Annotated in this window: 21 protein-coding genes and 1 tRNA gene; 16 read left to right on the top strand and 6 right to left on the bottom strand. The window is 65.6% G+C overall.

What is annotated here, in order from left to right; genetic code table 11:
- Positions 1 to 188 precede the first annotated feature (188 nt).
- Positions 189 to 1,013 carry an RNA methyltransferase gene (locus CFB82_RS11660; RefSeq protein ID WP_069248328.1) on the top strand — a complete coding sequence of 275 codons (825 nt, stop codon included), beginning with the start codon at positions 189 to 191 and terminating at the stop codon, positions 1,011 to 1,013.
- 262 nt (positions 1,014 to 1,275) lie between these two features.
- Positions 1,276 to 2,079 (top strand): serine O-acetyltransferase, encoded by an 804-nt coding sequence (gene cysE / locus CFB82_RS11655; RefSeq protein WP_089484198.1) that lies wholly within the window; start codon positions 1,276 to 1,278, stop codon positions 2,077 to 2,079.
- Positions 2,080 to 2,127: 48 nt separating this feature from the next.
- On the opposite strand, the gene CFB82_RS11650 is transcribed toward cysE, so the two are convergent.
- The 4 genes from CFB82_RS11650 to CFB82_RS11635 all read right to left on the bottom strand — a co-directional run bounded on the left by CFB82_RS11650 (position 2,128) and on the right by CFB82_RS11635 (position 4,875).
- A complete protein-coding gene (locus CFB82_RS11650; RefSeq protein ID WP_069248326.1) occupies positions 2,128 to 2,928 on the bottom strand; it encodes a UDP-2,3-diacylglucosamine diphosphatase in 801 nt (266 codons plus the stop codon).
- Positions 2,929 to 2,951: 23 nt separating this feature from the next.
- Positions 2,952 to 3,443 (bottom strand): peptidylprolyl isomerase, encoded by a 492-nt coding sequence (locus CFB82_RS11645; protein WP_006478428.1) that lies wholly within the window; start codon positions 3,441 to 3,443, stop codon positions 2,952 to 2,954.
- Positions 3,444 to 3,531: 88 nt separating this feature from the next.
- Entirely contained in the window at positions 3,532 to 4,113 is a 582-nt protein-coding gene (locus CFB82_RS11640; RefSeq protein ID WP_011352517.1) for a peptidylprolyl isomerase, read from the bottom strand.
- Positions 4,114 to 4,152: 39 nt separating this feature from the next.
- Complete coding sequence (locus CFB82_RS11635) at positions 4,153 to 4,875, bottom strand: tetratricopeptide repeat protein (RefSeq protein WP_069248325.1); 723 nt, start codon at positions 4,873 to 4,875, stop codon at positions 4,153 to 4,155.
- Between the two features lie 234 nt (positions 4,876 to 5,109).
- Here CFB82_RS11635 and cysS point away from each other — a divergent pair, with 234 nt between their 5' ends.
- The 11 genes from cysS (at position 5,110) to cyoD (ending at position 18,186) form a co-directional block, all read left to right on the top strand.
- On the top strand, positions 5,110 to 6,507 hold the full coding sequence (gene cysS / locus CFB82_RS11630) for a cysteine--tRNA ligase (RefSeq protein WP_069248324.1): 1,398 nt from the start codon (positions 5,110 to 5,112) through the stop codon (positions 6,505 to 6,507).
- A 43-nt stretch (positions 6,508 to 6,550) separates the two neighbouring features.
- Entirely contained in the window at positions 6,551 to 7,378 is an 828-nt protein-coding gene (locus CFB82_RS11625; RefSeq protein WP_089484184.1) for a DNA-3-methyladenine glycosylase family protein, read from the top strand.
- A gap of 103 nt (positions 7,379 to 7,481) precedes the next feature.
- On the top strand, positions 7,482 to 8,453 hold the full coding sequence (locus CFB82_RS11620; protein WP_039364696.1) for an acetyl-CoA carboxylase carboxyltransferase subunit alpha: 972 nt from the start codon (positions 7,482 to 7,484) through the stop codon (positions 8,451 to 8,453).
- A gap of 46 nt (positions 8,454 to 8,499) precedes the next feature.
- On the top strand, positions 8,500 to 9,921 hold the full coding sequence (gene tilS, locus CFB82_RS11615; RefSeq protein WP_089484183.1) for a tRNA lysidine(34) synthetase TilS: 1,422 nt from the start codon (positions 8,500 to 8,502) through the stop codon (positions 9,919 to 9,921).
- Positions 9,922 to 10,264: 343 nt separating this feature from the next.
- Complete coding sequence (locus CFB82_RS11610) at positions 10,265 to 11,518, top strand: aspartate kinase (RefSeq protein ID WP_027787050.1); 1,254 nt, start codon at positions 10,265 to 10,267, stop codon at positions 11,516 to 11,518.
- Between the two features lie 110 nt (positions 11,519 to 11,628).
- A tRNA-Ser gene (locus CFB82_RS11605) sits at positions 11,629 to 11,722 on the top strand.
- 820 nt (positions 11,723 to 12,542) lie between these two features.
- A complete protein-coding gene (locus tag CFB82_RS11600; RefSeq protein ID WP_069248321.1) occupies positions 12,543 to 14,072 on the top strand; it encodes a complex I subunit 4 family protein in 1,530 nt (509 codons plus the stop codon).
- A gap of 275 nt (positions 14,073 to 14,347) precedes the next feature.
- Complete coding sequence (gene cyoA, locus CFB82_RS11595; RefSeq protein ID WP_039342567.1) at positions 14,348 to 15,235, top strand: ubiquinol oxidase subunit II; 888 nt, start codon at positions 14,348 to 14,350, stop codon at positions 15,233 to 15,235.
- Between the two features lie 3 nt (positions 15,236 to 15,238).
- Positions 15,239 to 17,245 carry a cytochrome o ubiquinol oxidase subunit I gene (cyoB, locus tag CFB82_RS11590; RefSeq protein WP_069248320.1) on the top strand — a complete coding sequence of 669 codons (2,007 nt, stop codon included), beginning with the start codon at positions 15,239 to 15,241 and terminating at the stop codon, positions 17,243 to 17,245.
- Positions 17,245 to 17,853, top strand: coding sequence for a cytochrome o ubiquinol oxidase subunit III (cyoC, locus tag CFB82_RS11585; protein ID WP_069248319.1), 609 nt, complete (start codon positions 17,245 to 17,247; stop codon positions 17,851 to 17,853). Before cyoB ends, cyoC begins: the two co-directional genes overlap by 1 nt.
- A complete protein-coding gene (gene cyoD / locus CFB82_RS11580; protein WP_009692722.1) occupies positions 17,854 to 18,186 on the top strand; it encodes a cytochrome o ubiquinol oxidase subunit IV in 333 nt (110 codons plus the stop codon). It begins immediately after the preceding gene.
- Between the two features lie 107 nt (positions 18,187 to 18,293).
- On the opposite strand, the gene CFB82_RS11575 is transcribed toward cyoD, so the two are convergent.
- Positions 18,294 to 18,593 carry a DUF4148 domain-containing protein gene (locus tag CFB82_RS11575; protein ID WP_069248318.1) on the bottom strand — a complete coding sequence of 100 codons (300 nt, stop codon included), beginning with the start codon at positions 18,591 to 18,593 and terminating at the stop codon, positions 18,294 to 18,296.
- Between the two features lie 216 nt (positions 18,594 to 18,809).
- On the opposite strand from CFB82_RS11575, the gene CFB82_RS11570 reads away from it, so the two are divergent.
- Genes CFB82_RS11570 through CFB82_RS11560 form a run of 3 tightly spaced genes read left to right on the top strand, consistent with a single transcriptional unit; the run spans position 18,810 to position 21,572 of the window.
- Positions 18,810 to 19,484 (top strand): response regulator transcription factor, encoded by a 675-nt coding sequence (locus CFB82_RS11570; protein ID WP_089445897.1) that lies wholly within the window; start codon positions 18,810 to 18,812, stop codon positions 19,482 to 19,484.
- A gap of 11 nt (positions 19,485 to 19,495) precedes the next feature.
- Positions 19,496 to 20,887: a sensor histidine kinase gene (locus CFB82_RS11565; RefSeq protein WP_089484182.1), complete on the top strand. Its 1,392-nt coding sequence runs from the start codon at positions 19,496 to 19,498 to the stop codon at positions 20,885 to 20,887.
- Positions 20,888 to 20,906: 19 nt separating this feature from the next.
- Entirely contained in the window at positions 20,907 to 21,572 is a 666-nt protein-coding gene (locus CFB82_RS11560) for a response regulator transcription factor (RefSeq protein ID WP_089484181.1), read from the top strand.
- Positions 21,573 to 21,645: 73 nt separating this feature from the next.
- Here CFB82_RS11560 and CFB82_RS11555 read toward each other — a convergent pair whose 3' ends face one another.
- A complete protein-coding gene (locus CFB82_RS11555; RefSeq protein ID WP_256990337.1) occupies positions 21,646 to 21,891 on the bottom strand; it encodes a DUF4148 domain-containing protein in 246 nt (81 codons plus the stop codon).
- Positions 21,892 to 22,012 lie beyond the last annotated feature (121 nt).

Here is a 22,012-nt window from a genome sequence, read left to right as displayed (position 1 = left end):
ATTGACAAAGAACGGGGTACGACCCGCGCCGCACGGAGTGCGACGCGTAAAGGCATGATTTTACCCGATTTTTGGCGGTTTCAGGCGACCGGCGTACGGGGAAACCCCCACTATCCATCCGGACGAGTGGGTTTGCCGCGGCGATGGCGATACCATACTGCCATTCTGATGAACCGAGTCGTATCGTAGTGGAAACCCCGCAGATCACCGCCGCGCCGTCCGAGCCGGGCGCGGCCTCGTCCCAGCCGCCGTCCGGCGGCTTCACGTCCACCCGTTTCGTGCTTGTCGAGCCGAGCCATCCCGGCAATGTCGGGGCGGCCGCCCGTGCGCTGAAGACGATGGGCTTCTCGCGTCTCGTGCTGGTCGCGCCCCGCGTGCCGCACGTGCAGAGCGATCCCGAGGCGATCGCAATGGCTAGCGGCGCGGACGACGTCCTGGCGTCCGCGCATGTCGTGCCGACGCTCGGCGACGCGCTGTCCGGTGTTCACTGGTCGATCGCGCTGACCGCGCGCACGCGCGAATACGGGCCGCCGCGCCTGGCGCCGCGTGCCGCCGCCGCGCAGGCGTGCGCGCAGGTCGGCACGGGTGAAATCGCGCTCGTGTTCGGCAACGAGCGCACGGGCCTCGCGAACGAGCATGTCGAGCAGTGCAGTGCGTTGGCGCATATCCCGGCGAACCCGGCCTACAGTTCGCTGAATCTCGCACAGGCCGTGCAGGTGCTTGCGTACGAGCTGCGTGTCGCGTTTCTCGAGCAGGCGAGCGAGCCGTCGGCGCAACCGTCGGCCGAAGCCGGCACGCTTGCGCAGAGCGACGAGATCGAGCGGATGTACGTGCACCTCGAGAACGCGCTGATCGCGCTCGACTTCCTCGATCCGCGCAACCCGAAGAAGCTGATGCCACGGCTGCGGCGCCTGTTCGCGCGCACGGGCCTCGAGCGCGAGGAGGTCAACATCCTGCGCGGTGTCGCGAAGCACATCCTGCTGAAATCGGGCAAGCCCGACGGCGACGCGTAAGCGGTCGGCGGTGCCGGATGTTCCGGCGCGTGGGGCAACCACGCGTCGGCAGGTGCCGGGTCGGCCGCCGAAAGCGCCGGGGCCGATCGCTCCACTTGATCGACCACCCCGCAAACCCGTTAACAGCAAGCGCTCCGCCCGAATACCCGCGCCGGCGGCGGGGTGAACTTGCGAGCACGTGCGGCCGTTCGTGACTCGCCCTACAATCGCCAAACGTCATAAGTAAATTACCCGGCGCGATAACGGCCGGTCATTGTCGGCGATGCGCGCCGGCCTTCTCCCAGACCACATCATGTTCACGAGACTGCGCGAAGACGTTGCAACGATTCGCGAGCGGGATCCCGCCGCTCGCAGTGCATGGGAAGTGCTGACCTGTTATCCGGGGTTGCATGCGCTCGTGCTGCATCGTTTCGCACACGCATGCTGGCGCGCGAAGCGCTACTGGCTCGCGCGTTTCGCGTCGCAGGCGGGCCGGTTCCTGACGGGGATCGAGATTCACCCCGGCGCGACGATCGGCCGGCGCGTGTTCATCGATCACGGGATGGGGGTCGTGATCGGCGAGACGGCGATCGTCGGCGACGACTGCACGATCTATCAGGGCGTGACGCTGGGCGGCACGTCGCTCACGCGCGGCGCCAAGCGCCACCCGACGCTCGAGGCCGGCGTGATCGTCGGGGCGGGCGCGAAGGTGCTCGGCGGCTTTACGGTCGGGGCGGGTGCGAAGATCGGTTCGAACGCGGTCGTCGTGAAGCCGGTACCGCCAGGCGGCACGGCGGTCGGCAATCCGGCGCGCGTCGTGATGCCGGCGCAGCCGAAGCCGCAGCCCGAACGCGCGGCGTTCTGCGCGTACGGGATCACGCCGAATGCCGACGATCCGATGTCGCTCGCGATTCACGGGCTGATCGATCATGCGGCGAAGGAAAGCCGCCGCGTCGACGAGATCGTCGCGGCGCTCGAGCGGCTCGGCACGCATCTGGAAACGTTGCAGGGCGCCGACGCGGCGCGCCTCGATTTGCGCCGGCTGTCGGCCGTGCTGGAAGGCAAGTCGGTCGAACGCCAGGCGTAATTCAATGGATGCCCGCCGCTGCCGGCTGGTGCGACGGCAGCGGCGGTGTCAGTCGAGCGGCATCGCGTGGATGCCTTCCGCGTCGACGCGCAGGTAGCCGCCGCGCGGCTTGCCGTGGTCGAGATCCCAGTCGGGCAATACCCAGCGGATGCCACCCGGTTCCAGGTGCCGCGCGGGGCGGTGCGTATGGCCGTGAATGATCACGCTCGCGCGGCTTTTCCGGAACAGCGCCGCCACGCCTTCACGCGTGACATCGTAAATCGCCGAAGCAGGGCGCATCCGGCCCGCTTCGCTGTTCGAGCGCATGCGCTGCGCGAGCGCGCGGCGCCAGCGGAACGGCCACGCGAGAAACAGCCATTGCGCGATGCGGTTGCGTGCGAAGCGGCGGAACACCTGGTAGCCGCGGTCGGCCGTGCACTGCGCGTCGCCATGCGCGAGCACGATGCGCTGGCCGAAGGCCATGACCAGCGAAGGATCGGGCAGCAGCATCGCGCCGGCTGCCTTCATGAAGCGCCGGCCGAGCAGGAAATCGCGGTTGCCGTGCATCACGTAGAGCGCGATGCCGCGCTCCGAGAACGTGTGCATCAGCGCGGCCATGCGGGCCGCGAACGGATCGTCGTCGAGGATGTCGTCGCCGATCCAGTATTCGAACAGGTCGCCGAGGATGAACACCGAGTCGGCGCTGTCGGCGGTGTATTTCACGAAGTGCTCGAACGCGGCGACCGTCTTCGGAATCGCTTCGCTCAGGTGCAGATCGGAGAGAAACAGGAACGGGCGTGCGGCTTGCGCGTATTCGCGCTCGCCCGGCACGCCCGCGGAGACGCTTCGCGGCGGACTCTCCTGCAGCATCGAAGTGCCTCCGTAACGACGCGTCAGACCACGACGGCCTTCTCGATCACGACGTCGTCAGTCGGCACGTCCTGGTGGAAACCAGCGTTGCCCGTCTTGACGCCCTTGATCTTGTCGACCACGTCCTGGCCTTCGACGACCTTGCCGAACACGGCGTAGCCCCAGCCTTGCGGCGTCGGCGACGAGTGGTTCAGGAAGTCGTTGTCGTTCACGTTGATGAAGAACTGGGCGGTCGCCGAGTGCGGATCGTTCGTGCGTGCCATTGCGACCGTGTAGTTGTCGTTCTTCAGACCGTTGTTCGCTTCGTTGTCGATCGGCGCATCGGTCGGCTTCTGCTTCAGGCCCGGCTCGAAGCCGCCGCCCTGGATCATGAAGCCGTTGATCACGCGATGGAACACGGTGCCGTCGTAGTGGCCCTTCTTCACGTAGTTCAGGAAGTTCTCGACCGTCTTCGGTGCCTTCGCGGCGTCGAGCTCGAGCTTGATCACGCCGTGGTTCGTATGCAGTTCAACCATGATGAATTCCTTCGGTGAGGCGGTTTAAATGGCACGCGGCCGGTCGTGCGACGCGGCCGCGTGAGGCGCCGGACGTGCCGGCAGGTTCTTACTTCGAGACGATGCTGGCCGATTCGATCACGATCGGTTGCGCGGGCACGTCCTGCATCGGGCCGCGCGAGGTCGTCGCGACGCCTTCGATCTTCTTCACGACGTCGAGACCCGACACGACCTTGCCGAACACCGCATAGCCGTTGCCGTCCGGGTTCGGGTAGTCGAGGCCGCTGTTGTCGACCGTGTTGATGAAGAACTGCGCGGTGGCCGAGTTCGGATCGCTCGTGCGTGCCATCGCGATCGTGCCCGTCAGGTTCTTCAGACCATTGCGGCTCTCCAGCGGGATCGGCGCGCGGGTCGGCTTCTCCTCGAAGTTGGTCTTGTAGCCGCCGCCCTGGATCATGAAGCCCTTGATCACGCGATGGAAGATCGTGCCGTTGTACTGGCCGGCCTTCACGTAATCGAGGAAGTTGGCGACCGACTTCGGCGCCTTCTCCGGGTAGAGCTCGACGCGGATATCGCCCTGCGAGGTCTTCAGCTGCACGACGGGGTGCGCGGTAGCCGATTGCGCGAACGCAGGTGCGGTCGCGGTCGCGAGAAGGGCGGCGCCGCCAAGCGCCAGCAACAGACGTTTCATTGCGATCCTCAGGTTGGGAGGGAAAGGAGGCCGCGCCGCTTATTTCGACGGCGCGACGTACGGCGCCGCCAGTGCGCCCGACGGACCGCTGAACTGGAACGTCGGCGACATCGGCAGCGTGGTGGTGCTCACGTTCGCGGCAGCGCGGTCGGAGTAGTCGCGCGTGGCCGGTGTGGTCGCGCGGGCATTCGGCGCGGCCTTCGGCGGCGACACGATCTTCTGGAGATCGGCGAGGCGCTGCGCGGTCGCGCCGCTCGTGCGGCCGAGCGATTGCGCGCGCTTGTACGACTCGGCCGCGAGGCGCAGGTAGAGATCGCCGAGGTTCTCGTACGCGAGCGAGTAGCCCGGGTTCGATTGCGTCGCCGTGACGAGCGCGGTGCGCGCTTCGTCGTAACGGCCATGCTTCGCGTAAAGCGCCGCAAGGTTGTTGTACGGCTCGGGCAGTTCGGGGTACGCCTGCGTGATCGCGACGAACTGCTGGATCGCGTCGTCATCGCGGTTCAGGCGGGCCAGCACGGTGCCGCGCTTGAACTGCGCCTGCACGTCGTGCGGGTTCGATGCGATGCGCGCGTCGAGCTGCGCGAGCGCCTGCTTCCACTGCTTGCCGGCGATCGACGCGTCGATTTCGGGCGTGCCGTCGGCGGTGGCCGGGGCCTTCTGCGCATGCGCCGCGGGAGCCGCGAAAAGCGTCAGCGCGACGCCCATGACGGTGGTCGCAACGAGGGTCGCAGCGCTCTGCGCGCGGCCGCGATGAGGTTTCATAGGCGTAAATCGGAATGTTATACTCCGAGCCATTCTAACAAAACGTCTGCGCGTTCCGGCGAGCGTCAGACAGTCTTTCTTTGCCTCTCGTGGCCGTCACCGCTGTGCTTGCAGCCTGACCGCCCCATGTGATATCGAGGACGCTCGGCCTGGTGCCGCAGCAGATGGTCCGTCCGTTTCACATGCTGGGCGAGCTTCGCCAGGGCGGTTTCCTTCGGCTCACGGTTCATCTCTATGGAATCACTGCGCATCTACAACACGCTCGCGCGTGACAAGCAAGTCTTCGTGCCGCGCCAGGCTGGCGAAGTGCGGATGTACGTATGCGGAATCACCGTATACGACTATTGTCACGTGGGCCACGCGCGCATGCTGGTCGTGTTCGACCTCGTCCAGCGCTGGTTGCGTGCGATCGGTTACCGGGTCACGTATGTGCGCAACATTACCGACATCGACGACAAGATCATTCGCCGCGCGGTCGAGAACGGCGAGACGATCAAGTCGCTGACCGACCGGTTCATCGGCGCGATGCACGACGATGAAAGCGCGCTCGGCATCCAGCGGCCCGACATCGAGCCGCGCGCGACCGAGTTCATCCCGCAGATGCTCGGCATGATCGAGACGCTCGAGACGAACGGCTACGCGTACCAGGCGACCGACGGCGACGTCAATTACTCGGTGCGCAAGTTCGCGAACTACGGGAAGCTGTCGGGCAAGTCGCTCGACGACTTGCGCGCGGGCGAGCGCGTCGCCGCGAACGACGCGAAGGAAGATCCGCTCGATTTCGTGCTGTGGAAACGCGCGAAGCCGGAGGATCCGGAAGGCACGTCGTGGGCGTCGAAGTACGGGATGGGGCGCCCGGGCTGGCACATCGAGTGCTCGGCGATGGGCTGCACGCTGCTCGGCGAGCATTTCGACATCCACGGTGGCGGGCAGGATCTGCAATTCCCGCACCACGAGAACGAGATCGCGCAGAGCGAAGGCGCGACCGGCCAGACGTTCGTCAATTACTGGATGCACAACGGCTTCGTGCAGGTCGACAACGAGAAGATGTCGAAATCGCTCGGCAACTTCTTCACGATCCGCGAAGTGCTCGAACGCTACGACGCCGAAGTCATGCGCTTCTTCATCGTGCGCACGCACTATCGTTCGCCGCTCAATTACAGCGACGTGCATCTCGACGATGCGCGCGCGTCGCTCACGCGGCTCTATACCGCACTGAAAGACGTTGAAGCCGACACGCTCGCGCTCGACTGGAACGAGCCGCACGCGCAGCGTTTCGCCGCCGCGATGAACGACGACTTCAACACGCCGGTCGCGGTGGCGACGCTGTTCGAGCTGGCGGGCGAGGTGAATCGCACGGGCGACGCATCGCTCGCGCGGCAGCTGAAACAACTGGCGGGCCTGCTCGGCCTGCTGGGCCGCGAACCGCGCGCGTTCCTGCAGCAGGCGTCCGGCGCCGCGCAGGCGGGCGGGCTCGCCGCCGACGAGATCGAAGCGAAGATCGCTGCGCGTGTCGCGGCGAAGCAAGCGAAGGACTATGCCGAAGCGGACCGGATCCGGGCAGAACTGCTCGAGACCGGTATCGCACTTGAAGACAAACCGGGCGGATCGACCGAATGGCGTCGCGTATGAGCGCGGTGCGTTCCACTGACCGATCCGTCAGGTAGGAGGCAAGATGGCAACGGCCAGAAAAGCGCCGGTCAGGCGCGCGACCCCGGTCGCCGCGCGTCCGGCAGCCAAGCGCGTGCCGCCGGCGAAGACGGACGCGACGCGCGCCGTGCCGAACGGCGCGCTCAACGGTCATGCGCAGCCGGCGGCTGCGCCGCCGGCCGCCGACGCGGCCCGCAAGGCTCGTGCGTCCGAAGCGGACGGCGAGGAGGTCGTCGTGCGTCCTGCATACTGGGATAAAGCATGCGCCGACCTCGTCAAGCGCGACCGGATCCTGAAGAAACTGATTCCGAAGTTCGGTCCCGCGCATCTCGTGAAGCGCGGCGACCCGTTCGTCACGCTCGCGCGCTCGGTCGTCGGCCAGCAGATTTCGGTGCCGTCGGCGCAGTCGCTGTGGGCACGCATCGGGGATGCCTGTCCGAAACTCGCGCCGCAGCCGGTGATCCGGCTCGGCGCGGACAAGCTGATCGCGTGCGGGCTGTCGAAGCGCAAGACGGAATACATCCTCGATCTCGCGCAGCATTTCGTGTCGGGCGCGCTGCACGTCGACAAATGGACGTCGATGGACGACGAGGACGTGATCGCGGAACTCACGCAGATCCGCGGCATCAGCCGCTGGACGGCCGAGATGTTCCTGATCTTCAACCTGTCGCGGCCGGACGTCCTGCCGCTCGACGACCCGGGCCTGATCCGCGCGATCAGCGTCAATTACTTCAGCGGGGAACCCGTCACGCGCAGCGAGGCGCGCGAAGTTGCGGCCAACTGGGAGCCGTGGCGTACCGTCGCGACCTGGTACATGTGGCGCAGCCTCGATGCGCCCGACGCCGACGCCTGAGCGGCGGCTATCGGGTTTTAAACATCAATAGTTGAGAGCCGGTTTTGAGCGTCGCCCGCGCGGGTAGAATACGCGCTGCCGCAAGACCCAAGGATTCGAACACATGAAGACCACGTTTCTGGATTTCGAACAGCCGATCGCCGAACTCGAGGCCAAGATCGAAGAGCTGCGATTCGTGCAGGACGACTCGGCTGTCGACATTTCGGAAGAAATCGAGCGGCTGTCGAAGAAAAGCCAGCAACTGACGAAAGACCTCTACGCGAACCTGTCGCCGTGGCAGGTGTCGCAGATCGCGCGGCATCCGCAGCGTCCGTACACGCTCGATTACGTTGCGGAACTGTTTACCGATTTTCACGAGCTGCACGGCGACCGCGCATTCGCGGACGATGTGTCGATCGTCGGCGGCCTCGCGCGCTTCGGCGGCCATCCGTGCATGGTGATCGGTCACCAGAAGGGCCGTGACACGAAGGAGCGCGCCGCGCGCAACTTCGGGATGCCGCGTCCGGAAGGCTATCGCAAGGCCGAACGCCTGATGCGTCTCGCCGAGAAGTTCGGTCTGCCGATCTTCACGTTCGTCGACACGCCGGGCGCGTACCCGGGCATCGGCGCGGAAGAGCGCGGCCAGTCGGAGGCGATCGGCCGCAACCTTTACGTGATGGCCGAGCTGAAGACGCCGATCATCACGACGGTGATCGGCGAGGGCGGTTCGGGCGGCGCGCTCGCGATCGCGGTGGCCGACACGGTGATGATGCTGCAATTCTCGACCTACTCGGTGATCTCGCCGGAAGGCTGCGCGTCGATCCTGTGGAAGAGCGCCGCGAAGGCGCCGGAAGCGGCGGAAGCGCTGGGCCTGACCGCGCACCGCCTGAAGGCGCTTGGCCTGATCGACAAGATCATCAACGAGCCGCTCGGCGGCGCGCATCGCGATCCGAAGGGCATGGCTGCGCTGCTGCGCCGTGCGCTGGCCGATTCGCTGCGCCAGTTCCAGGGGATGAGCATCGATGCGCTGCGCGAGCGTCGCTTCGAACGCCTGATGGCCTACGGCAAGTTCAAGGAAACCACGCCCGGCGCATGACCGGCTGCGTCTTCCAGTCGCGCGCCGCTGCGCGCGCGTTCCTCTCGTGATTCCGCCAACCGAATACTCTGCCGACCGCGTCGTTCTCGACGCGGTCGGCGTTGCGCTTTCCGGTATGCCGCCCGATGCACGCATCGCGATCGCGTACAGCGGCGGCCTCGACTCGACGGTGCTGCTCGACGCGGCCGTGCGCGTCGCGGGCGCGTCGCGCTGCGTCGCGCTGCACGTGCATCACGGGCTGAGTGCGAATGCCGACGCGTGGGTGGCGCACGCCGAGGCCGGCGCCGCGGGGCTTGGCGTCGCATTCGAATCGATGCGCGTCGACGTGCCGCGCGACAGCGGCCTTGGCGTCGAGGCGACGGCGCGCGAGCGGCGCTACGCGGCGCTCGACGAGATGTGCGAGCGCCACGGCGCGACCGCGCTGTGGCTCGCGCAGCATGCGGACGACCAGGCCGAGACCGTGTTGCTGCAGTTGTTGCGCGGCGCGGGGATCGCGGGGCTTGCCGCCATGGCGCCGCGTTACCGCCCTGACGGTGTGAGCGTCGAGCGTGTGCGCCCGCTGCTGCGACTGTTGCGTGCGCAACTCGAGCGCTATGCGACGCAGCGCGATCTGGCATGGATCGACGACGAATCGAACAACGACACGCGTTACGCGCGCAATGCGTTGCGCATCGACGTGCTGCCGGCGCTGGCCGTGCATTTCCCGGGCTTTCGCGACGCGCTCGGCCGCGCGGCCCAGCATGCGGCGGCCGCCCAGCGACTGCTCGACGATCTGGCCGAACTCGACTTCGCCGTTGCCGCGCGCGATGACGGGCAGGCCCTGGCGCGCGATGCGCTGGTCGCGTTCGACGATACGCGCGGCGCGAATCTGCTGCGCTTCTGGATGCGTCGGCTCGGTCTGCCGAGTGCGTCGGCTGCCCGGCTCGCCAACATGATGCGGCAGTTGCGTGCCACGAATGTCGCCCATGCGCTGCGCGTCGATCACGCAGGGCAATGCCTGCGCCTGTATCGCGATGTCGTCTACTGGGAAGCGGGCGACAGCAGCGAACCGGCCGATGACGGCACCGGGAGCCCGCATCCGGAAGCGGTGCTCGCGTGGGACGGACAGGACGTCTGGCACCTGCCGGGTTGGCGCGGCACGTTCGTGTTCGTGCCGGCCGACGCGGGAAGCGCCGACGCGGTGCCGGAGGCGCTGCTGCGCGGCGCGCGGCTGGCGGCGCGTGCCCGAGCGGGCGGCGAGCGGATGCGCACGTCGCCGGGCGGCCCGGGCCGTACGCTGAAGAACCTGTTCCAGGAGCGTGGCGTGCCCGCCTGGCAGCGCGATGTGCCGCTGCTGTTCGCCGGCGACCGGCTGATCTACGTGCCGCGCCTCGGCGTGAATCGCGATGTCGGCATGTCCGGCGGCGGAGCGCCCGGTGATGGCGCGTGGCGCCGGGTCGAGTGGCGTCCCGACTTGCTGATCGCATAGCGGCGGTGGCCCGCGTGGCGGCGCGATGGCACACGCATTTTCACCATTTGGTAAACAGCGCCGGAACGGCCCTGGACGCCGCGCGCGGCTTGTCAAGCGGGCCTCTATCGGGTACGCTCGGTCGTTTGCTCGGCTCGATTTTTGAGCGATTTGTGCAGGTTTTCCGCGTGACGTACCCGGTTTGCGCGGCCTGATCGGCCTTCCGGGCAAAATCCGTCACGCTTGCGTGTTGCGTCCCAGCCGTCCCCCTCGTCGTCCGTCCACAGCCACAAGCCGCGTGACCGAACGGCTACGCGGCCTGCCCAGCGCGCCCGTGCGGTTTCTCCTCCAGTTCAGAACGACAATGGCACTCATCGTACACAAATACGGCGGCACTTCGATGGGCTCGGTCGAGCGCATCAAGAACGTCGCGAAACGCGTCGCAAAATGGCATCAGGCCGGGCACCAGATGGTGGTCGTGCCGTCGGCGATGTCCGGCGAAACCAACCGTCTGCTCGGTCTTGCGAAAGAGATTTCGAGCCAGCCGAGCCCGCGCGAGCTCGACATGATCGCGTCGACCGGCGAGCAGGTCAGCGTCGGCCTGCTGTCGATCGCGCTGCAGGAAATCGGCGTCGAGGCCGTGAGCTACGCCGGCTGGCAAGTGCCGATCAAGACCGACAGCGCGTTCACGAAAGCGCGCATTCACTCGATCGACGACGAACGCGTGAAGGCCGATCTGAATGCAGGCAAGGTCGTGATCATCACGGGCTTCCAGGGCGTCGATCCGGACGGTCACATCACGACGCTGGGCCGTGGCGGCTCGGATACGTCGGCGGTGGCGGTCGCGGCTGCGCTGGGTGCCGAAGAGTGCCTGATTTATACGGACGTCGACGGCGTCTACACGACCGATCCGCGCGTCGTCGAAGAGGCGCGACGCCTCGATCGCGTGACGTTCGAGGAAATGCTGGAAATGGCCAGCCTCGGCTCGAAGGTTCTGCAGATCCGCTCGGTCGAATTCGCCGGCAAATACCAGGTGAAGACGCGTGTGCTGTCGAGCCTGACCGATCCGCTGATTGCGCTCGACGAAGAAATGCGCTCGGGCACCCTGATTACTTTTGAAGAAGACGAGACCATGGAAAAGGCAGTCATTTCCGGCATCGCGTTCCAGCGCGACGAAGCACGCATTGCTGTGATGGGCGTGCCCGACAAGCCGGGCATCGCGTATCAGATCCTCGGCCCGGTCGCGGATGCGAACGTCGACGTCGACATGATCATCCAGAACCAGAGCGTCCAGGGCAAGACCGACTTCACGTTCACGGTCGGCCGTGGCGACTACCAGAAGGCGATGGACATCCTCACCAACCAGGTGAAGGGCCACGTGAATGCCGAGCAGGTGCAGGGCGACCCGAAGGTGTCGAAGGTGTCGGTCGTCGGTGTCGGCATGCGTTCGCACGTGGGCGTCGCGAGCAAGATGTTCCGCACGCTGTCGGAAGAGGGCATCAACATCCAGATGATCTCGACGTCCGAAATCAAGATTTCGGTGCTGATCGACGAGAAATACATGGAGCTGGCCGTCCGCGCGCTGCACAAGGCATTCGAACTCGACCAGGCATCGTGAATTTTCCGTGATGCATTGAAGAAAATGCATCACGGAAATTGACGCGCGGTTCGAAACCCTATATTATTTCGTTCTCGTCGCACTGCCTCCCTGGTGCGAGCGAAAGTTTGGGAGACGTGGCCGAGAGGTCGAAGGCACTCCCCTGCTAAGGGAGCATCTGGGCCAAAACCTGGATCGAGGGTTCGAATCCCTCCGTCTCCGCCAAAAGCGGTGACAAAGCCCCGCAAGTTCTCGGACTTGCGGGGCTTTTTCTTTTTCGGGCCCGTCGTGCAGCGTGTTGCGATGGAGCAGGGCAGCGTTGCCGCTCGTGCCCGGTCCCTCTCTTCGCATTCGATACGCGTGCCGCGCCGCGGGATGTCGCGAACGGCATCTACGATGCGATTGTCATGACGCCCCCCGCATCGAAGTCGGCACAGTCCGCCGCAAGCGGCGTGATCGACGCCGGTCCATGCCACGCGCGCAAGCCGCATCGTCCCATTTCCTGCGCAACACGACCAGCATCGCGCGCGATGAGGATGCGCATCGGGGGCCGCCTGAGTCGTCAGCGATCACGCTCGGGAACATGAAGACGAGGGGGAGCGACCATTCCCTCGACCTGCGTCGAGCAAAGTCGAATGAAATAACAATGAAAGGTCAATTGTAAGAATCGAGAGCCGCAAACGCATCGTTCTAGCGGCCGTCAATTAGCGCGTTCCGACCCTTCGAAATAGGCCATCAGTGTCAAAAATGCGGCACTGCGTCGATTCTCGCGATCGGCGTCATCGGGCAATACAAAAAATTACGCATAAAAATCAGTTACATAGGGCGGCGTTAAAAATCAATGCTCTGTTGCGCTGCAGAAAATAATCAATCGTCTTATGCTGGTTAACCCGATCGCATTTGAGCGGCGTCAAGTTTTCCGGTGATGCCGCTTTACATTTTGCCAACACTGGCGATTCACGAAATCTACCTGTCGATTTGATTTCGTTCCTTTCGTCTCGCCTGTCCCCGATGCAGTGCGCGACTTCATCAAGGCCTCGTTGACATGCATGATTTCCCCTTCCTGAGCCTGGCCATCTGGGCTCCGATCCTGTTCGGCGCGTGCCTGCTGCGCGCCGGTTCCGACCATCATCCACGCCGTACGCGGCTGATCGCGCTCGTCGGCGCGCTGGTGGGGCTTGCGGCGGTCGTGCCGCTGGTTGCCGGTTTCGATGCGCATTCGGCCGCGATGCAGTTCGTCGAAAGCCGCAACTGGCTGGCGGCATTCAATTCCGGATGGCGGGTCGGCATCGACGGCGCGTCGCTGTGGCTCGTCGTGCTGACCGCGTTCACGACGCTCGTGGTGGTGGTGGCGTCATGGGAGTCGGTCACGGTACGCGTCGCGCAGTACTACGCGTCGTTCCTGATCCTGTCGGGGCTGATGGTCGGCGTGTTCGTCGCACAGGACGGGCTGCTGTTCTTCATCTTCTTCGAGGCGACACTGATCCCGCTGTACCTGCTGATCGGCACGTGGGGGCGCGAGCGTCGCGTGTACGCGGCCGTGAAGTTCTTCTTCATCTCGTTCGCCGGCTCGCTGTTGCTGCTGATGGCGATGCTGTACCTGTACGCACAGTCGCATACGTTCGACATGGCCGTATGGCGCACGCTGCAGCTCGGCTTCGCGCCGCAGTTGCTGGTGTTCCTCGGCTTCTTCGCCGCCTTCGCGGTCAAGGTGCCGATGTGGCCGGTCCACACGTGGTTGAGCGACGTCTACACCGACGGCCCGACCGGCGCCGCGCTGATGCTCGCGATGCTCAAGCTCGGCGGCTACGGGTTCCTGCGTTTCGCGCTGCCGGTCACGCCCGATGCGAGCCACTTCTTCGCGCCGGCCGTGATCGCGCTGTCGCTGTTCGCGATCGTCTATGCGAGCCTGATCGCGCTCGCGCAGACCGATCTCGGCAAGCTGCTCGCGTATTCGACGGTCGCGCACATGGGGATCGTCACGCTCGGGCTGTTCCTGTTCAACCGGATCGGCGTCGAAGGCGCGATCGTCCAGCTCGTGTCGTACGGCTTCGTCGCGGGTGCGATGCTGTTGTGCGTGAACGTGCTCGTCGATCGCACGAAGCAGCGCGAGATTGCCGCTTACGGCGGCGTCGCGGGCGTGATGCCGCGTTTCGCGACCTTCACCGTGCTGTTCGCGATGGCCAACGTCGGCCTGCCGGGCACGTCGGGGTTCGTCGGCGAGTTCATGGTCATCATGGGCGCGATCCGCTTCAACTTCTGGATCGGCGCCATCGCGGCGCTGACGCTGATCCTCAGCGCGTCGTACACGCTGTGGATGCTCAAGCGCGTCGTGTTCGGCAAGGTCGCGAGCCAGCGGATCGCGAAGCTCGCCGACCTGAACCGTCGCGAGATCGTGATGTTCGCGTCGCTCGCACTCGTGGTGCTGGCGGTCGGCATCGATCCGAAGCCGTTCACCGACGCGATCGATCCGACCGTCGGACGGCTGATCGAAGACGCGAGCCATTCGAAGCTGCCGACAGGGGACGGCCCTGCGCAGCCGCAGCCGTCGTACATGGCATCGACGCGCGGCTGATCGCGGCACGTCGCGGGAGTGGGGTGCACCGCACGGCGGTGCGGTCGTTGCACGCGCATCGATCCGGTCGCGGTCCGGCGCGGGCAGCGCCGGGCCGGCTTTCGGCTGCGTGAAATTGCCCCGCGACAATCTGTCTCACAGCAGATTCTGCAATGATGATTTTCCGCATTAGCTGGTTTTTCATCGCACTCGCGCGACGTATGATTCGGCCACTTTCGTGAATCGAATGCGCATCGGGCATACGCAAACGGATTCAATGACCCTCGGGCTGTGTGATGAAAAGAAAAGCTTCAAAAGGCGGAGTGGCGCTGATGTCGATCGGCGCGGCTTTGAGCCTGTCAGGCTGTAATTTAGATGTACTAAATCCGAAAGGAAGCGTGGGCGCTGCCGAAAAGGCGCTGATCGCGACGTCCACCTGGGCGATGCTGATCGTCGTCGTGCCGGTGATCCTGCTCACGCTGTGGTTCGCGTGGCGTTACCGCGCGTCGAACCGCAACGCCACCTACGCGCCGAACTGGTCGCACTCGACCGCGATCGAGGTCGTGATCTGGACGGTGCCGACGCTGATCATCCTGTTCCTCGGCGTGCTCACGTGGAAGACCACACACGAGCTCGACCCGTACAAGCCGCTCGAGTCGTCGGTGAAGCCGATCGACGTCGAGGTCGTCGCGCTCGACTGGAAGTGGCTGTTCATCTATCCGGAACTCGGCATCGCGTCGGTGAACCAGCTCGCGATTCCCGTCGGCACGCCGGTGAACTTCCGCATCACGTCGGATTCGGTGATGAACTCGTTCTTCATCCCGCAGCTCGGCGGCCAGGTCTACGCGATGGCCGGCATGCAGACGCGCCTGCACCTGATCGCCGACGAGCCCGGCAACTATGCGGGCACGTCCGCCAACTTCAGCGGCCGCGGCTTCTCCGACATGAAGTTCCGCACGCTCGCCGAGCCGCGCGAACAGTTCGATGCATGGGTGCAGAAGGTGAAGGCGTCGCCGGACCGGCTCGACGCGACCGTGTACGGCACCGTCGCGCAGCCGAGCGAGAAGGCGCCCGTGCGCTACTTCTCGTCGGTCGATCCGCGGCTCTTCCACAACATCATCGCGAAATACAACGATGGCCACGTCCTCGACCTGAAGGACGCCGCCTGCGGCACGAAGGGGTAACGCATGTTCGGCAAACTCACACTCTCGGCGATCCCGTTCGATCAGCCCATAATCATGGGGGCCGGTGCCTTCATGGGGCTGGTCGTGCTGGGCATTCTCGCCGCGCTGACGATCACCGGCCGGTGGAAATGGCTGTGGACGCAATGGCTGACCACGGTCGACCACAAGAAACTCGGCGTGATGTACATCATCGTCGCGCTGATCATGCTGCTGCGCGGCTTCGCGGACGCGATCATGATGCGCATGCAGCTCGCGCTCTCGTACAACGGGCCCGGCTACCTGCCGCCGCACCACTATGACCAGGTCTTCACGGCACACGGCGTGATCATGATCTTCTTCATGGCGATGGTGTTCATGGTCGGCCTGATGAACCTGATCGTGCCGCTGCAGATCGGCGCGCGCGACGTCGCGTTCCCGTTCATCAACTCGCTCTCGTTCTGGATGACGGCCGTCAGCGCGATCCTGATCAACATCTCGCTCGTGATCGGCGAGTTCGCCCAGACGGGCTGGCTCGCGTATCCGCCGCTGTCGGAGCTGCAGTTCAGTCCGGGGGTAGGGGTCGACTACTACCTGTGGGCGCTGCAGATCTCGGGCGTCGGCACGCTGCTGACCGGCGTGAACTTCTTCGTGACGATCATCAAGATGCGCGCGCCGGGCATGACGCTGATGAAGATGCCCGTGTTCACGTGGACCGCGCTCTGCACGAACGTGCTGATCATGGCGTCGTTCCCGATCCTGACCGCGACGCTCGCGCTGCTCGGCCTCGACCGTTACCTCGGCATGCACTTCTTCACGAACGAAGCCGGCGGCAACGCGATGCTGTACCTGAACCTGATCTGGGCATGGGGTCACCCCGAGGTGTACATCCTGATCCTGCCGGCGTTCGGCATTTTCTCGGAAGTCATCTCGACGTTCGCGAAGAAGCCGCTGTTCGGCTACAAGACGATGGTGTACGCGACCTGCGCGATCATGGTGCTGTCGTTCCTCGTGTGGCTGCACCACTTCTTCACGATGGGCTCGGGTGCGAACGTGAACGCGTTCTTCGGCATCATGACGATGATCATTGCGATCCCGACCGGCGTGAAGGTGTTCAACTGGCTGTTCACGATGTATCGCGGCCGGATCGAATTCACGACGCCCGTGCTGTGGACGATCGGCTTCATGGTCACGTTCACGCTCGGCGGCATGACCGGCGTGATGATGGCGATCCCCGGCGCGGACTTCGTGCTGCACAACAGCCTGTTCCTGATCGCGCACTTCCACAACGTGATCATCGGCGGCGTGCTGTTCGGCTATCTCGCGGGCTTCAACTACTGGTTCCCGAAGGCGTTCGGCTTCAAGCTGAACGAGAAGCTCGGCAAGGCGGCGTTCTGGTTCTGGCAGATCGGTTTCTACGTTGCGTTCGTGCCGCTCTACGTGCTCGGCTTCATGGGCATGACGCGCCGGATCAACCATTACGACAACCCGGCCTGGCATCCGTGGCTGCTGGTCGCCGCATTCGGCGCCGTGCTGATCGCGATCGGCATTGCATGCCAGCTGCTGCAACTGGTGGTCAGCATCCGCAACCGCAACCTGCCCGAGTATCGCGACACGACGGGCGATCCGTGGGGTGGCCGCACGCTGGAGTGGGCGACCTCGTCGCCGCCGGCCGACTACAACTTCGCGGTGATCCCGCACGTGCGCACGCTCGACGCGTACGCGGACATGAAGGCACACGGCGAAGGCCGGCCGAACCCGGCAGCGATTCGCGACATCCACATGCCGTCGAATACCTGCGCGGGCCTCGTCGTCGCGATCTTCAGCCTGGTGCTCGGCTTTGCGCTGGTGTGGCACATCTGGTGGATGGCGATCGGCGGGCTCGTCGGGATCGTCGCGACGCTCGTGATCTACAGCTCGCGTGACAACGACGGCTATTACATCCCCGCGTCGACGGTGCGGAAGATCGAAGACAAGCAGCCGACGAAGCGCGTGGCTGCGCGCGTTGACGACGTGGAACTGGAGGCCAACTGATGTTGCAGAAAACCTTGAGCGCAACCCTGCTCGAGCACGACGACCATCCGCCGTCGCATTCGGTGTTCGGGTTCTGGCTGTACCTGATGACCGACTGCGTGATCTTCGCGGCGCTGTTCGCGACGTTCGCGGTGCTCGGCCAGCAGTATGCGGGCGGCCCGACCGCGAAAGACCTGTTCGATATCCCGGGCGTCGCGGTGGAAACGGGCGCGCTGCTGCTGTCGAGCATCACGTACGGTTTCGCGATGCTCGCTGCGTACAAGCAGCGGCGCGGCGCGCTGCTCGCGTGGCTCGCGGTGACGTTCGTGCTCGGCGCGGCGTTTCTCGTGATGGAGCTGCGCGAGTTCTCGCACCTGATCGCGGAGGGCGCAGGCCCGCAGCGCAGCGCGTTCCTGTCGGCGTTCTTCACGCTGGTCGGCACGCACGGGCTGCACGTGACGGCCGGCCTGCTGTGGATGATCGTGCTCGCCGGGCAGATCGTGTTCCGCGGCGGCGACCTGACCGATCGCGACCTGCGACGCCTGACGTGCCTGAGCCTCTTCTGGCACTTCCTCGACATCGTGTGGATCTGCGTGTTTTCCTTTGTCTATCTCGCGAGCGTGATCTAAATGGCCCATTCGCATTCGTCTCAACTCGAAGAAGGGCACGGCAGTGTCGGCGGCTACGTCGCCGGTTTCATCCTGTCGGTGCTGCTCACGGCCGCGTCGTTCGGCCTCGTGATGGGCGGCGTGCTGTCGCCGCACGCGTCGCTGGTCGCGCTGGCCGTGCTCGCGTTCGTGCAGATCGTCGTGCACCTCGTGTACTTCCTGCACATGAACGGCTCGTCGGGCCAGCGCTGGAACGTGATGGCGTTCAGCTACACGGTGCTGACCGCGGCGATCCTGATCGTCGGCACGCTGTGGGTGATGCACAACGTCAGCATGAACATGATGTCGCGCTGAGCGGCAGCAAAGCGCAGCGATCGATATCCTTGCGCGTTCACGAACAAAAGGCGGCACGCGAGTGCCGCCTTTTGTTTTTCCCGACCGTGTTGTGCCGGGCAGTGAAATCAGTGCCGTGCGCCCGCATCCGCCGTCAGCGCATGCGTGCAGTCGGCGCGGTACTCGGCGGCGAGCCGATCTTTCGCACCATCGAGATCGTCGGGGTAATACGGGCTCGCATGCGCTGGCTCGTAGCCGACCTGTTCGAGTTCGGTCAGCTCGCGCACGAGGTCCGCATGCGTGACGCCGTGGCCGGTGTGGACGAACGGATACGCGTTGCATTCCTGCGGCGTCAGGTGCGGTGCCGCGAACGCGGCGGTGCTGGCGCATGCGAGCAGCATGCAGGCGACGGTAGTCGACAGTTTCATCCGGTAGCTCCTGGTTGCGCGGCCCGATGCCGCATGACGCCAGCGTAGGCGGCGCGCACGACGGGGCGGGCGACGCACGGATGAAACATGTTTCACGCGTGCGCCACGGCACCGGATGAAGCATTTTTCATGTAACGCCGAACGGCGATCGGGGCGTCTACGATAGTCGCGGGCGCCTCGCGTGCGCCCGTCATGATGTTCATTGCGAGGGCAACCATGCGAGTACTGACGGTCGAGGATGATGCGGTGACCGCGAACGAAATCGTCGGCGAACTGACCGCGCGCGGGTTCGAGGTCGACTGGATCGACAACGGCCGCGAAGGCATGCTGCGCGCGATGAGCGCATCGTACGACGCGATCACGCTCGACCGGATGCTGCCGGGCGCGGACGGCCTCGCGATCCTGACCGCGATGCGCACGGTCGGCATCGATACACCGGTGCTGATGCTGAGCGCGCTCGGGGATGTCGACGAGCGCATCCGCGGGCTGCGCGCGGGCGGCGACGATTACCTCACGAAGCCGTTCGATTCCGGCGAGCTGAGCGCCCGCATCGAGGTGCTGCTGCGTCGCCGGCAGGCGTCGGGCGTGCCGCAGCAGACGCTGTTGAAGGTCGGCCCGCTCGAACTCGACCTCATTTCGCGCTGCGCGCGTCGTGGGGCCGACGAGATTCCGCTGCTGCCGACCGAGTTCCGCGTGCTCGAATTCATGATGCGCAATGCGGGGCAGACGATCACGCGCACGATGCTGTTCGAGACCGTGTGGGGCTATCACTTCGATCCCGGCACCAACCTGATCGACGTCCACATGGGCCGGTTGCGCAAGAAGATCGATCCGCCCGGCGCGACCCCGATGATCCAGACGGTACGCGGCTCGGGCTACATGCTCGCATGACGGAGGCGCGGATGGATGCGGCTCGCGCGGCGAACTTCACGCGCCGCTGGCACACGACGACGTTCCGGTGGCTGTGCGCGTATGCGGCGATCTTCTCGGTTTCGCTGCTCGTGCTCGCGGGCGTGATCAGCATGGCCGCGACGCACACGATGGCGCGCGACACCGACGAGGTGCTCGCGTGGCAACTGATCTATTTCGATTCGATTCCCGATGCCGAGCTGCCGCTCGCGATCCACCGGCGGCTCGAGCACGAGCACATGCATACCAGTTTCTACGGGCTGTTCGACACGAACGGGCGCCGCGTGGCCGGCGACATCGCGACGCCGCCCGCGCTGCGCACGGATCGCCACGGACGCACGCTGAACCGCACGCTTGCGCCGCTCGACGGCCAGCCCGCGCCGATCACGCGCGCGATGGCGGTACGCCGGGACAACGGGATGACATTGGTGGTGGCACGCGACCTGTCGCATTTCATCCAGATCCGCGATGTCGCGATCCGCGGGCTCGTGATCGGCGGCGTGATGATCCTGATCGCGGGCATCGCGGGCGGCAGCATGCTCGGCATGCGGCAGATGCGCCGCGTCGCCGCGATCCGGCGCGTCACGCGGCAGATCGCCGAGGGCGATCTCGGCAAGCGGCTGCCGGTCGGACGTTATGACGAACTCGACCTGCTCGCGCATCTCGTGAACCACATGCTCGACGAAGTCGAGCGGCTGATGGGCGAGGTACGTCATACCTGCGACGGTATTGCGCACGATCTGCGCACGCCGCTCGCACGCGTGCATACGATGCTGGCGCGGCTCGCGGAGCAGCCGTTTTGCGCGGACGACCCTGCGTCGTCGGCATTGCTCGCGTCGGCGCGCGACGAGACCGACCGCTTGCTCGAGCGCTTTCGCGCGATGCTGCGGATCTCCGAGATCGGCACGCTGAGCCGGCGTGGCGGCTTTGCCGCGGTCGACGTCGCGGCGTTGCTGCGCGACGTTTGCGATCTTTATGAACCGCTGGCCGAAGCCGTCGACGTGTCGTTCGAACTCGCCGCGACATCGGTCGACCGCATTCACGGCGATCGCGCGTTGCTGTTCGAGGCATTCAGCAATCTCGCGGACAACGCGATCAAGTTCACGCCGCCGGGCGGCCGCGTGCGCGTCGCGCTCCATTCGACGCCGAGCGGGCCACTCGTGCGAATCGAGGACACCGGGCCCGGCATCCCGCCCGGTGAACGCGACGCGGTGCTCGAGCGTTTCTATCGGGGCGAGCGCACGCGCCATGTGAGCGGCTCGGGGCTCGGGCTGAGCATCGTCTCGGCGGTGATGCGCGTGCACGGCTTTGCGCTGCGGATCGGCGATGCACCGCTGGCCGGTACGGCGATCACGGTCGAATGCTGGCCGCGCTCGCTCGCATGACGGCGTCGGGGTACGAACGATGCGCATCCTGCTGATTTCTCCGCCGAACCCGGAGGCCGCGCGGCTCGACAAGGCATTTCGCGAGAGCACGCATGGCGTCGAGCGCGTCGACGAATGGCGCGACGGCTGCTTCGTGGCTGAGCAGGACCGGTTCGATGCCATCGTGATCGTTGCGCCCGACACGGCCGCCGCCCCGATGATGCTCGAGGCATTGCCGCGACTCGCCGCATCGGCCGGCGGCGCGACGCTTGCCGCGATCGTCGCCGGCACGACACCTGCGCAGCGCGCGCAGATGTTGCTGGCCGGCTGCGATGTGTGTCTTGCCCATCCCTGTTCATTCGTGGAGCTGCACGAGCGGTTGCGCGCGTTGTGGCGCCGAACTGGCGTAATCGGGATGCGCGAGCCGGTCCGGCTCGACACGGCCACGCGCGCACTCGAGGAGCATGGCCGCAGGCTGGCGCTCAGCACGCGGGAATTCCGTCTCGTCGAATGCCTGCTGCGGGAAGCGGGGCGACCGGTCGGACGCGACGCCGTGCTGCGTTATGCATGGGGCGATGCCGACGTCGAACCCGAGACGGTCAATGCGCTGGTCGTGCGATTGCGGCGCAAGCTGGCCGCACACGCGTTTTCCGCGCGCATCGAAACGGTCGCGCGATTCGGGTTCAGGTTCGACGCGGGCGGATGACGATGCGGGATCGCGCCGGGCTGGTGGAGGGTGCGCATGCCGCGCGTCGCGCGGCAGGCTCGATTGCGTGCGGTCAGTGCGAATAGAGTTCGCGGTTGAGCTGCGCGAGCTGGCCGTCGCGTTCGGCACGGACGAGTTGGCGATACACCTGCGCGCGTGTCAGCGGCGTGGCCGGCCGTGCGTTCCATGCCGGTTGCGACGACGACGGTGCGGACGCGGTCGCGGCGAACGCCCGCGGTGCAGTCGCGGCGTCGGGCTGCGTTGCGCTGGCCCGGCCGGGCAGCGCGACACACAGGGCGGAGAGCAGGGTGGCGAACATTAAAGTCCTCATGGCGTGATCCTTGTCGAAGGTCGGAGACCGGTGTCGCGGATGCGATACCGGCCTGAAACACGTTATCGGGTGCGCCCGTGCGGGCACCGGGCGCGCCGATGAAGAAACG

Origin of the sequence: Burkholderia sp. HI2714, from assembly GCF_002223085.1 — a bacterium.
GTDB lineage: Bacteria > Pseudomonadota > Gammaproteobacteria > Burkholderiales > Burkholderiaceae > Burkholderia > Burkholderia lata_D.
Note: the sequence above shows the minus strand (reverse complement) of the source record. Positions and strands in the feature narration are given on the sequence as shown.

Coding starts and splice junctions, on each gene's coding strand:
- CFB82_RS11645 (WP_006478428.1), bottom strand. CDS start 3,443: ATGGTTGAACTGCATACGAACCACGGCGTGATCAAGCTCGAGCTCGAC.
- cysE (WP_089484198.1), top strand. CDS start 1,276: ATGCGCGCCGGCCTTCTCCCAGACCACATCATGTTCACGAGACTGCGC.
- CFB82_RS11635 (WP_069248325.1), bottom strand. CDS start 4,875: ATGAAACCTCATCGCGGCCGCGCGCAGAGCGCTGCGACCCTCGTTGCG.
- CFB82_RS11650 (WP_069248326.1), bottom strand. CDS start 2,928: ATGCTGCAGGAGAGTCCGCCGCGAAGCGTCTCCGCGGGCGTGCCGGGC.
- CFB82_RS11625 (WP_089484184.1), top strand. CDS start 6,551: ATGGCAACGGCCAGAAAAGCGCCGGTCAGGCGCGCGACCCCGGTCGCC.
- CFB82_RS11610 (WP_027787050.1), top strand. CDS start 10,265: ATGGCACTCATCGTACACAAATACGGCGGCACTTCGATGGGCTCGGTC.
- CFB82_RS11565 (WP_089484182.1), top strand. CDS start 19,496: ATGGATGCGGCTCGCGCGGCGAACTTCACGCGCCGCTGGCACACGACG.
- CFB82_RS11575 (WP_069248318.1), bottom strand. CDS start 18,593: ATGAAACTGTCGACTACCGTCGCCTGCATGCTGCTCGCATGCGCCAGC.
- cyoD (WP_009692722.1), top strand. CDS start 17,854: ATGGCCCATTCGCATTCGTCTCAACTCGAAGAAGGGCACGGCAGTGTC.
- cysS (WP_069248324.1), top strand. CDS start 5,110: ATGGAATCACTGCGCATCTACAACACGCTCGCGCGTGACAAGCAAGTC.
- cyoA (WP_039342567.1), top strand. CDS start 14,348: ATGAAAAGAAAAGCTTCAAAAGGCGGAGTGGCGCTGATGTCGATCGGC.
- CFB82_RS11600 (WP_069248321.1), top strand. CDS start 12,543: ATGCATGATTTCCCCTTCCTGAGCCTGGCCATCTGGGCTCCGATCCTG.
- cyoB (WP_069248320.1), top strand. CDS start 15,239: ATGTTCGGCAAACTCACACTCTCGGCGATCCCGTTCGATCAGCCCATA.
- cyoC (WP_069248319.1), top strand. CDS start 17,245: ATGTTGCAGAAAACCTTGAGCGCAACCCTGCTCGAGCACGACGACCAT.
- CFB82_RS11640 (WP_011352517.1), bottom strand. CDS start 4,113: ATGAAACGTCTGTTGCTGGCGCTTGGCGGCGCCGCCCTTCTCGCGACC.
- CFB82_RS11620 (WP_039364696.1), top strand. CDS start 7,482: ATGAAGACCACGTTTCTGGATTTCGAACAGCCGATCGCCGAACTCGAG.
- CFB82_RS11555 (WP_256990337.1), bottom strand. CDS start 21,891: ATGTTCGCCACCCTGCTCTCCGCCCTGTGTGTCGCGCTGCCCGGCCGG.
- CFB82_RS11560 (WP_089484181.1), top strand. CDS start 20,907: ATGCGCATCCTGCTGATTTCTCCGCCGAACCCGGAGGCCGCGCGGCTC.
- CFB82_RS11570 (WP_089445897.1), top strand. CDS start 18,810: ATGCGAGTACTGACGGTCGAGGATGATGCGGTGACCGCGAACGAAATC.